Origin of the sequence: Planktothricoides raciborskii GIHE-MW2, assembly GCF_040564635.1 — a bacterium.
In the GTDB taxonomy this organism is placed as follows: Bacteria; Cyanobacteriota; Cyanobacteriia; order Cyanobacteriales; family Laspinemataceae; genus Planktothricoides; species Planktothricoides raciborskii.
Map to the genome: position 1 here is coordinate 7,205,591 of NZ_CP159837.1, position 10,245 is coordinate 7,215,835.

General features: G+C 44.6%; 9 protein-coding genes. 5 read left to right on the top strand and 4 right to left on the bottom strand.

The features are described 5' to 3' along the window. Positions 1 to 550: 550 nt before the first annotated feature. Complete coding sequence (locus tag ABWT76_RS30580) at positions 551 to 1,960, bottom strand: AAA family ATPase (protein ID WP_054467018.1); 1,410 nt, start codon at positions 1,958 to 1,960, stop codon at positions 551 to 553. 461 nt (positions 1,961 to 2,421) lie between these two features. Between ABWT76_RS30580 and ABWT76_RS30585 the strand changes: the two genes are divergently transcribed. Both ABWT76_RS30585 and ftsZ read left to right on the top strand, forming a co-directional pair. Continuing rightward, positions 2,422 to 3,270, top strand: coding sequence for a cell division protein FtsQ/DivIB (locus tag ABWT76_RS30585; RefSeq protein WP_054467017.1), 849 nt, complete (start codon positions 2,422 to 2,424; stop codon positions 3,268 to 3,270). Between the two features lie 183 nt (positions 3,271 to 3,453). Then, on the top strand, positions 3,454 to 4,758 hold the full coding sequence (gene ftsZ, locus ABWT76_RS30590; protein ID WP_054467071.1) for a cell division protein FtsZ: 1,305 nt from the start codon (positions 3,454 to 3,456) through the stop codon (positions 4,756 to 4,758). A gap of 293 nt (positions 4,759 to 5,051) precedes the next feature. Here ftsZ and ABWT76_RS30595 read toward each other — a convergent pair whose 3' ends face one another. Then, a complete protein-coding gene (locus ABWT76_RS30595; protein WP_156331822.1) occupies positions 5,052 to 5,456 on the bottom strand; it encodes a hypothetical protein in 405 nt (134 codons plus the stop codon). Between the two features lie 301 nt (positions 5,457 to 5,757). Between ABWT76_RS30595 and ABWT76_RS30600 the strand changes: the two genes are divergently transcribed. Then, positions 5,758 to 6,195 carry a caspase family protein gene (locus ABWT76_RS30600; protein WP_054467015.1) on the top strand — a complete coding sequence of 146 codons (438 nt, stop codon included), beginning with the start codon at positions 5,758 to 5,760 and terminating at the stop codon, positions 6,193 to 6,195. Positions 6,196 to 6,222: 27 nt separating this feature from the next. Here the strand turns inward: ABWT76_RS30600 and ABWT76_RS30605 are convergent, their stop codons facing one another. Continuing rightward, entirely contained in the window at positions 6,223 to 8,097 is a 1,875-nt protein-coding gene (locus tag ABWT76_RS30605; RefSeq protein WP_354635435.1) for a tetratricopeptide repeat protein, read from the bottom strand. 448 nt (positions 8,098 to 8,545) lie between these two features. Then, positions 8,546 to 9,322, bottom strand: a complete 777-nt coding sequence (locus ABWT76_RS30610) for a TIGR00297 family protein (protein ID WP_054467083.1) — start codon at positions 9,320 to 9,322, stop codon at positions 8,546 to 8,548. 11 nt (positions 9,323 to 9,333) lie between these two features. On the opposite strand from ABWT76_RS30610, the gene ABWT76_RS30615 reads away from it, so the two are divergent. Both ABWT76_RS30615 and ABWT76_RS30620 read left to right on the top strand, forming a co-directional pair. Then, positions 9,334 to 9,783, top strand: coding sequence for a VOC family protein (locus tag ABWT76_RS30615; protein ID WP_054467084.1), 450 nt, complete (start codon positions 9,334 to 9,336; stop codon positions 9,781 to 9,783). Continuing rightward, a complete protein-coding gene (locus tag ABWT76_RS30620) occupies positions 9,780 to 10,202 on the top strand; it encodes a hypothetical protein (protein ID WP_354635436.1) in 423 nt (140 codons plus the stop codon). The genes ABWT76_RS30615 and ABWT76_RS30620 overlap by 4 nt, the downstream gene beginning before the upstream one ends. The last annotated feature ends 43 nt before the right edge of the window (positions 10,203 to 10,245 follow it).

Below are 10,245 nucleotides of genomic sequence, written 5' to 3' on the forward strand. Positions count from 1 at the left end.
TCCCGCGAGATGAATTCTTGCAGCGCTTTTCAGGTAGATAAACCGCATTAACCGCCTGGGAATCGTCTTCCCGTCGGTTGTTGCAACTGGTGCAAAATTTCAGTAGGGGTCAACGGCCGTTGTAGGGGTCAACGGCCGTTGTAGGGGTCAACGGCCGTTGTAGGGGTCAACGGCCGTTGTAGGGGTCAACGGCCGTTGACCCCTACAACATTTCAGTCAGCTAAAACCGGCGATGGCAGCCTTCGTGGAGGCAGGCTTGTGCTATGAAGCCGCCATCGTTAAAACGATGGCGGATGGGTGTGGTTTACTCAGTAGAAAACCACTGTAAGAAATTTCTCGATCGACGGTCAGAATCGTCAGCGTTTACAAGCGTATAGCATATAATCAATATGCAACCAAATTGAAAAAATAACCAATAGATAACCAATAAATAGACATCTCCACAAATCAGATATAAAGGATGGCGCATCCGCGCCGCGAGAGCGAACGGACTGGAGTAACAGGCAATTACTGGAGATGTCTAATATTGAGGCGTCAAGCCAGGCAAAATTCAAGCCAGTGTTTCAGAAGATGCGGCTGGTTGAGAAGACGATGTTAACCAAGCTTTAAATTGACTCGATTCTGCTAAGGGGGGATTTACCCAATACCAACGACCTTCGCGATCGCGGTACTCAAACAGAAACATACTCCGCAGCAAAATTTGATAATCATCATCGCCGCGAACGGTTTTATTTTCCAAAGCTTGAAACATCAATTGCCATTCTTGATCGCAAATTGCGGCCAACAGATCATCGCGATATTCTTTGATCACATCTTCTAATAAGTTGCGTTCAAACGGCGGATCCTCTTGTTGTAAACAACTATAGAGTAACCCCAGCAGATTCCGCACATGACCGCCGCTGACTCGGCATAACCGATCTAATGTTTCTGGTTCGTCAAATAACTCGGAAATTAACTCTAAGCGTTTTTCCGGCTCAATATCAGGAAAAGCTCTGGCTAAAACCATCTGTCGAAGTAGATTCATGCCTTCATCACAATCTTCACCATTGCGATGTTGCACTGGCACCATTGGTAAAACCTTCGGCTTCAAACCAAATCGACTGGTTAAGCGACCAAAGTCATTGGAAAAAATTAAACTCAAAGGAATGGTGTACACCATGTGACAATTCAGCTTGCGTAACTGATCGCCTCGATCCACAAATAAATATTCCGGTTGAGTTCTGCCGGTGGGTTTGGGGGAACTATCCACCCGGTCTAGGTTATCCACAATCACCACCAGTCCTTGTTTCCCCTGTTCTTTCAGGAATTTTGTGGCCGGATCGAGCAACTCGGAGTTAATCGCATCTAAGATATTATTTGTCCGGGGTTCTAGATATTGTCTTAATCGAGAACGTTCTGCGGGAGAATCTTTGGCTTTGGCGGTAATTTTGCCAATTCCCCCAGGCAAGGAAAAACCAATTTCTGCATTTTCGGTGCTGACACTGATTGTCCCTAATCCGGCAATTCCCGCTTCCCCGCTGAGTTCAATGGGGGTTTGCAAAATTTGAGCCGCACCTTTAAGCAGCGCTTTAAAGCCTTTTGGTTCTAACTGGAGGGAAATTTTTTGTAAACTTTCACTAACTTGGCGGGCGATCGCCAATAAAATATCACTAATATCTACGTCGGCCATATCCAAGTCTTCAGAAGACTCGAAATAGACCACATGATATCCTTTTTGCACCAACTGTTCTTTGAGGCGAAATAACTCTGTGGACTTGCCGCAACCAATATGTCCTGAAAATAACTGACAGGTCGGTTCTCCACCGGATAAGCGGGTAATAGTTCTTTCTAATTCTCTAGTGCTATCACTGCCTCGGACTTTAGAAAAATCAATATAGTATTTCCGCTCCTGTTCATTCCCCATATCGATGGTTTTCGTGGGATTACAGGCTTTATAAAATTCTGCAAAATTTAATGTCATTCCCCGATCGCCTCCCGAACGGCTATTCTTTTGTCATTTATAACTGGTCTGGTTCAGATCGCCAATTAGGTTAGGTGGTTTTGGTATCCAGCAACTAGGATCTTGACATTTTCTGGTCTTTTATGTGTCCGATGGATCACCCCTGATGGGTATGAATCCTGTGGGGTTAGACCCCTCCCCTAAGTCGCCAGACCCGTGGGAACTGGTGAAACTGGGAACTGAATCACAGGGGTAGCGAACCGGGTTAAATCCGTTTAAATCCGTTTAAATCCGTTTAAAATAGACACTGGTGATCACCCCATAAGCCGTTAGCCTTTAGCCTTTAGCTGAATACTGATAGCTGATAGCTGATACCTTTTGGGCTTACGTCTAGTGATGGATCAAAGAATCACCCAGGCGCTTCACTCCTTAATATATGCTCTTAATTCTGCTCTTAATTCTAGTCTCTTCAGAGGTAATTGATGGCGAACATCTCTTCAGTATCTCCGGCTCAATTAGCCCGTCGTCGTCGGTTAGTGCGGCAGCAGCGGCGACGCAAATTTTTTCACACCGCGTGGCAAGTCTTGATCATTGGCAGTTTAACCGGGGGACTGGTTTGGTTCACGACTCGACCCGATTGGTTTATTTATCAAGCCAATGAAGTTGTCATTTCTGGCAACCAATTTCTTTCAGCCCAAGCTGTGAAATCTTTGCTGCCGATCACTTATCCCACATCTTTGCTACAATTAAACCCTCAAGAGATTGCGGAAAAACTAGAGTCCAGCGGGCCGATCGCCCAAGCTAATGTCACTCGTAAGTTATTTCCACCAAAATTAATTGTGGAAGTGCAGGAAAAGCGTCCAGTGGCGATCGCCCAAGTTCCATCATCTACAGTACAAAAACCACCCTCAGCCCAGCAAAAAAATCACCCCATTCCTCCCCTGAGTCAGAATGCTCAAATCGGATTACTCGATGAAAATGGGGTTTGGATCTCCCAAGGCGGTGACATCAGTCCCGATCAGTTTCTTCAGCTACCCACCTTAACCGTAATTGGCGACCCCAAGCGATATCAACCCTATTGGTTACAAGTGTATCAAGCCATCAATCGCAGCCCAATGAAAATTTATGAAATTGATTGGCGCGATCCGAGCAACTTAATCCTCAAAACCGAACTAGGAATCGTACATTGTGGCGGACAAACTTCTCAGCTAGTCGAACAACTGCATATCCTTGATAAAATGCGTAATTTACCCGCACAGGTAAATCCTAGCCAAATCGATTATATTGATCTCAAAAACCCACAAAAGCCCACAATTCGGAAAACTCCCTAAAACTAACTATAATTAGCAGTTAGTCATTTATCTGGCGCCAACGAATTTTCTATGAATCCTGACGGCATGGTTGGTTTTACCCTCCAACTTAGCCTATAGTTGACTCGAAGTCGCGCTTGGGAGCGCGCAAAGCAAATTATCGATCCTGTTTACTTTCTTACATATCTACCCTTGCCTATCCCCATGACACTAAATAATTCACTAGGGCCGGTCCATGAAAGTCCCCATGCTCAAGAAACAACGAGTTTACCGCCAGCTAATGCGGAAAACTCCAATCCATTCAATAATGTTGGATTGTATGGGGGACAAAATTTAGATCCAATTTGGCGCGAAAAAACTCCCCCTAAAGAAGAACCTAGGAGCCGCGAAATTGTGCCAAGTAGTATAGCCAGAATTAAAGTGATTGGTGTGGGTGGCGGTGGTTGTAATGCCGTCAATCGCATGATCGCCAGCGAAGTATCCGGGGTAGAGTTTTGGGGCATCAATACTGATGCTCAAGCTTTAACCCAAGCCAATGCCCCAAAACGCCTACAAATTGGGCAAAAACTCACCCGAGGTCTGGGGGCTGGGGGCAATCCTGCCATTGGTCAAAAGGCAGCCGAAGAATCCCGAGATGAAATCGCCGCTGCCTTAGATGGATCTGACTTAGTGTTTATTACTGCCGGAATGGGAGGCGGAACGGGGACTGGTGCCGCCCCCATTGTGGCTGAAGCAGCCAAAGAAGTTGGCGCTTTGACCGTTGGGGTAGTGACTCGGCCATTTAATTTTGAAGGACGGCGGCGCACCAGCCAAGCGGAAGAAGGGATTGCCGCTTTGCAAGGTCGGGTCGATACTCTAATTATTATTCCCAACGATCGCCTACTGCACGTGATTTCTGAACAAACTCCCGTGCAAGAAGCTTTCCGGGTGGCGGATGATATCCTCCGGCAAGGGGTGCAAGGCATATCAGACATCATTACCATTCCCGGTATGGTCAACGTGGACTTTGCAGACGTGCGAGCGATCATGGCGGATGCCGGATCCGCTTTGATGGGAATTGGCACCGGTTCCGGCAAGTCCAGAGCTAGAGAAGCAGCAATGGCGGCGATATCTTCTCCCTTAATGGAAGCTTCTATCGAAGGCGCTAAAGGTGTGGTGTTTAACATTACCGGCGGTGGGGATCTGACCCTCCATGAAGTCAGTGCAGCGGCAGACATTATCTATGAGGTGGTAGACCCGAACGCGAATATTATTTTTGGCGCGGTAATTGACGAACGACTTCAGGGCGAAATTAGAATGACTGTGATTGCCACTGGATTCTCTAATGAACCGCAGCCCCTACCCCAAAAATCGCGAACGGTGCCACCACCGCCACCTTCTTTTAGAAGAGAAGCCTCAGCCCCAAGAACTGTCAATCCTGTCGAACCCAGTCCACAACCCAAACCACCCACCCAAACCGGAGGATTAGATATTCCCGAATTTTTACAAAGACGGCGCCCACCCAAATAATGACTCAATGGGTGTTTGACCGGAAAAAGCCTTGATACGCGATTCTCTCGCTTGAGCAACGCGCGATCGGGGCTGATTCTCCATACTGCTCGTTGGTTTCTCCCTGACCCGCCCCCGAAAAGTCCCCCTCAGCGAGAAGAAATATTCCTGAAATATTCCCAGATAAATCATTAGTCTATTAGACTTCTTGCACCAGCCTAGAAATCCCCCCTTAAAAAACTAAAAAAAGGGGGGTTGGGCGGTTTCCTATAAAAGCTACAATCATCAATCATCAATTATCAATATAAAACATTTTAGTATTTAGATTGTAGGGTAGGCAAAAATCCACACACATCGGAGGATGCATAGGATAGAGGATAGAGGAAATAGGATAGAGGATGCTGATGAAAGAGGAAAAAGTCCTCTCCCCTCTCTTTTCTCCCCTCTCTTTTCTCTCCTCTCTTTCCTCTCCTCTCTTTCCTCTCTTCATAGTAGCCCACCTTACGAATGTTAGGGGCTGTTGGATGAATTGAGGATAGAGGAAATAGGATAGAGGATGCTGATGAAAGAGGAAAAAGTCCTCTCCCCTCTCTTTTCTCCCCTCTCTTTTCTCTCCTCTCTTTCCTCTCTTCATAGTAGCCCACCTTACGAATGTTAGGGGCTGTTGGATGAATTTTTGTAAATGGTAGAAAATACTTGTAGCGCATAATGATAATCATTATACCCGACGAGAAAGCCATTAACAACATTTATAATAATCTGCACATCAAATAAACAATTTAAACCAGCTTCACCCCATAAATTATCCAGAATTTATAATATTAAATTATCATATTGAATTATCATCTTGAATAAAACAGGACGATAGCAGCTAATATATATGTAGGGTGGGCATTGGCCACCATGCAATATATATAGTGATTAAATCCTAGATTTGCGTAAGTCCTATAAAATAATCCCTAACCAAAATATCTCATATAGATGCCCATATAACTTTATCAAAATATCCCAATTAAAGCCATGAGTAATTCTACCCGCCGTCACTTTCTACAGTTCCTAGGCGCCGCCCTAGCCACCCTAGGACTGGATCCGGTTTTATTCCACCGACAAGCCCAACGCCATCGCCAAGTTTTAGCCCAGAGTACCTCCCGCAAACTTGCCTTACTGGTAGGAATTAACAGCTATAGCAAACAACCTTTAAATGGCTGTGTCAACGACATATATTTACAGCAAGAACTACTCATCCACCGCTTCGGTTTTAACCCCAAAGACATCTACATATTAGAAGACCAACAAGCCACTCGCGACGGCATTTTAACCGCCTTTGAAGAATACTTAATCAAACAAGCCAAGCCGGGAGATGTGGGTAGGGATTCTTTTATCACTATTCTGGACATGGTTCTCGCATTTTTGACCCCCAACCTATTCTCCTGTGGGCTTAATTACCCAAATATATAATTCTGATTCTCGGTATTGTTGTTTACGTTAAAATTCATCAAAAATCCAATAATATTGAACAATTGTTGCATTTTGTTGTCGAGCAATGGCTTGGAGTTGGGCTAAAGAAACAACCGGAGAAAAGGGTTCTGAATTGGGGTTGAATCGTTGAGTTAATAACTCGACTAACGCTCTCCCCCGACCTCGTTCAGAAACTTCTAAAGCTGGCTCAGTTTTATTTTGAGCAATTAAAACTTGTTGAAGCAGATTATAGGAATTGCGTTGAGTGTCGGAAAGAGATACTTTATCGAGGTCGTCTTGAATTCCTTGTCGCAGAGATTCCTTAACTTCGAGACTAGAAAACAGATATTTTTCAGCTTCAGGAAAATTCTTCAATTTAAACAAAGCAAGACCCAAATTATTGAGATCACCTCCTTCTCCATAGCGATCGCCGATTTCACGGGCAAGAGTTAAAGACTGTTGATAAAACTCAATTGCTTTTTGATATTGTCCTAAGCTCTTGTAAGCAATACCCAAATTATTGAGAGCAATTCCTTCTACATTGCGATCGCCGATTTCACGTTTAATAGTTAAAGACTGTTGATAAAACTCAATTGCTTTTTGATATTGTCCTAAGCTATCGTAAGCATTACCCAAATTATTGAGAGCACCTCCTTCTCCATTGCGATCGCCGATTTCACGGGCAATAGTTAAAGACTGTTGAAAAAACTCAATTGCTTTTTGATATTGTCCTAAGCTCTTGTAAGCAATACCCAAATTATTGAGAGCAATTCCTTCTACATTGCGATCGCCGATTTCACGTTTAATAGTTAAAGACTGTTGATAAAACTCTATTGCTTTTTGATATTGTCCTAAGCTATCGTAAGCATTACCCAAATTATTGAGAGCACCTCCTTCTCCATTGCGATCGCCGATTTCACGGGCAAGAGTTAAAGACTGTTGATAAAACTCAATTGCTTTTTGATATTGTCCTAAGCTCTTGTAAGCAATACCCAAATTATTGAGAGCAATTCCTTCTACATTGCGATCGCCGATTTCACGTTTAATAGTTAAAGACTGTTGATAAAACTCAATTGCTTTTTGATATTGTCCTAAGCTATCGTAAGCATTACCCAAATTATTGAGAGCACCTCCTTCTCCATTGCGATCGCCGATTTCACGTTTAATAGTTAAAGACTGTTGATAAAACTCAATTGCTTTTTGATATTGTCCTAAGTTATAGTAAGCATTACCCAAATTATTGAGAGCATTTCCTTCTCCATTGCGATCGCCGATTTCACGGGCAATAGTTAAAGACTGTTGAAAAAACTCAATTGCTTTTTGATATTGTCCTAAGTTATAGTAAGCATTACCCAAATTATTGAGAGCATTTCCTTCTCCATTGCGATCGCCGATTTCACGGGCAATAGTTAAAGACTGTTGAAAAAACTCAATTGCTTTTTGATATTGTCCTAAGCTATTGTAAGCAAGACCCAAATTATTGAGAGCAGTTCCTTCTCCATTGCGATCGCCGATTTCACGGGCAATAGTTAAAGACTGTTGAAAAAACTCAATTGCTTTTTGATATTGTCCTAAGCTATCGTAAGCATTACCCAAATTATTGAGAGCACCTCCTTCTCCATTGCGATCGCCGATTTCACGTTTAATAGTTAAAGACTGTTGATAAAACTCAATTGCTTTTTGATATTGTCCTAAGCTATTGTAAGCAAGACCCAAATTATTGAGAGCAGTTCCTTCTCCATTGCGATCGCCGATTTCACGGAAAATGTTTAATGCAGTTTCTAAAGACTGAATTGCGGCTTGGTATTGGCTAGTTGTATATTGTTGTATTCCCTGCTCTAATAATCGGTCTGCTTCGGCTTTTCGTTCTGTAACTGTTTGGGCGAATACTCCATTACCCATCTCAAATTTTTTCCCCAATAGGAGTGGAGAGGGAATTGTTAAGGTTAAACTGGTTAATAAAGTGAGTAAAGCGATTAATCCTAGACGCGGGTTAATGGTACTGGGGTAGATACGTCGGGTATTAGTATCAATTTAACCTCGTTTTTGGCGAGCGGCAAGATTATTAAAAAATTGTTATTAAAGTTATTAAAATTTTACATTTTTTTTACCTATCTGCCAGGGAGGGCGGGTTGCTACCTCTTCGCACTTGCGCCCTGCCTTCCCTGAAACTTTTGTGAATTGGGCATGGCATCTCATGGCATCTTATTTGGGAACGCACCACCCCAAGCCGAATATAAATATTCTGTGTACTACGTTCTGTGTAACGCGCTTCTCACCTGTAGTGCGATCGCCGTATTGCATTGTATTGCAGAGATTGAATGCCATCGCTCACGGGATAAATTTGGTATCAAATAGGTAAAACTAAGGCCAATAGAATCACGGCGATCGCGCCAATAGTGGTGTTAATGATATTAACGATTTCATTGGTTAACCAGGTGTAACGGGATTGCAAAGTTGCCCCAATCACACTTTCTAAATTGGTAGCAATAAAAGCCGCAATCATACAAAGGAATATGCCGGGCAGACTAATTAAACCCACAGCCCAACCAACCAAAGCGATCGCTCCTGAAGCGAGAATTCCGGCGAGAGTGCCCTCTAAACTAACGGCGCCTTCAGTACCTTTGGGAACAGGCTGGAAGGTGGTAATTAAAAATGTCCGTTGGCCGTAAACTTTGCCCACTTCGCTGGCACAAGTATCCGCCAGTTTAGTGCTAAAACTGGCCACATAAGCCAGCATTAATAAGGCGGCGATTCCCTTTCCGGATCCGCTAAAGGGCATCGCCACTCCCAAAGCACAAACCGTCGCCGTCAACGCCGAACCCCAAACATTTTCTGGGCCTCTAGCCCCCTGGCGTTTTTCCGCAATGCCTGCCGCTTCTTTTTCCGCGATACCAATGCGGGTCACACCAGAACCAACCAGAAAATAAAACACCACCACCAGATATCCGGGCCAATTTAAACTGCCCCAAATCAACACCCCCAAAATCCAAGCATGGAAAATTCCCCCTGGGGTGAGTAATTTTTTCAAAAAAGGTGAAGCGCCGCCAATTAAAACCGTATTTAGTAGAATCGCCACCACCCAAGGATTAAGCAAAACCGGATAATAAGAGAGAAACTCTGACATTTTTACATTCGATGAATCAAGTTATCTTCCATTTTGCCTTTCCCGTCGCTGATTTAGCCAAAACCGCAGAATTTTACGTCGATGGTTTGGGTTGTGCCGTGGGTCGTCAGACCCCCAACTCCATGATTCTGAACTTATACGGCCATCAACTCGTGGCTCATGTGACTAAAGAACCACTCACGCCCCAAAAGGGCATTTATCCGCGACATTTTGGCCTAGTTTTTAGCCAGGAACAGGACTGGGAAGCATTGCTGAACCGGGCGAAACAGCAACAACTTACGTTTTATCAGCAGCCAAAACATCGGTTTCCTGGCGAACCCTTGGAACATCGGACTTTCTTTTTGCAAGACCCGTTTTACAATTTGCTGGAGTTCAAATATTATTTTCACGATGCGGCGATTTTTGGGATGCAAGAGTTAACCCAAGTGGGAGAAGCCAGCGATATGGCATCCGCAACGTGAATCAGAGAGAAAAGAAAAGAGTAGGGGCGAACGGCGGTTCGCCCCTACAGGTGGGCAATACCGTTCGCCCTTACAGGTGGGCAATACCGTTCGCCCCTACAGGTGGGCAATACCGTTCGCCCCTACAGGTGGGCAATACCGTTCGCCCTTACAGGTGGGCAAGACCGTTCGCCCCTACAGGTGGGCAAGACCGTTCGCCCTTACAGGTGGGCAAGACCGTTCGCCCCTACAGGTGGGCAATACCGTTCGCCCTTACAGGTGGGCAAGACCGTTCGCCCTTACAGGTGGGCAAGACCGTTCGCCCCTACAGGTGGGCAATACCGTTCGCCCCTACAGGTGGGCAAGACCGTTCGCCCCTACAGGTGGGCAAGACCGTTCGCCCTTACAGGTGGGCAAGACTTCTAGTGGCTATAAGCTAAAATCAGAACGGTTTATCACTCAAGAAACATAGCGAGGTAATAG

What these genes read in the sequence shown, in the direction of transcription:
- ABWT76_RS30605 (WP_354635435.1), bottom strand. Translation starts at nt 8,097, where the DNA reads ATGGGTAATGGAGTATTCGCCCAAACAGTTACAGAACGAAAAGCCGAA.
- ABWT76_RS30585 (WP_054467017.1), top strand. Translation starts at nt 2,422, where the DNA reads ATGGCGAACATCTCTTCAGTATCTCCGGCTCAATTAGCCCGTCGTCGT.
- ABWT76_RS30615 (WP_054467084.1), top strand. Translation starts at nt 9,334, where the DNA reads ATGAATCAAGTTATCTTCCATTTTGCCTTTCCCGTCGCTGATTTAGCC.
- ABWT76_RS30610 (WP_054467083.1), bottom strand. Translation starts at nt 9,322, where the DNA reads ATGTCAGAGTTTCTCTCTTATTATCCGGTTTTGCTTAATCCTTGGGTG.
- ABWT76_RS30600 (WP_054467015.1), top strand. Translation starts at nt 5,758, where the DNA reads ATGAGTAATTCTACCCGCCGTCACTTTCTACAGTTCCTAGGCGCCGCC.
- ftsZ (WP_054467071.1), top strand. Translation starts at nt 3,454, where the DNA reads ATGACACTAAATAATTCACTAGGGCCGGTCCATGAAAGTCCCCATGCT.
- ABWT76_RS30595 (WP_156331822.1), bottom strand. Translation starts at nt 5,456, where the DNA reads ATGATTATCATTATGCGCTACAAGTATTTTCTACCATTTACAAAAATT.
- ABWT76_RS30580 (WP_054467018.1), bottom strand. Translation starts at nt 1,960, where the DNA reads ATGACATTAAATTTTGCAGAATTTTATAAAGCCTGTAATCCCACGAAA.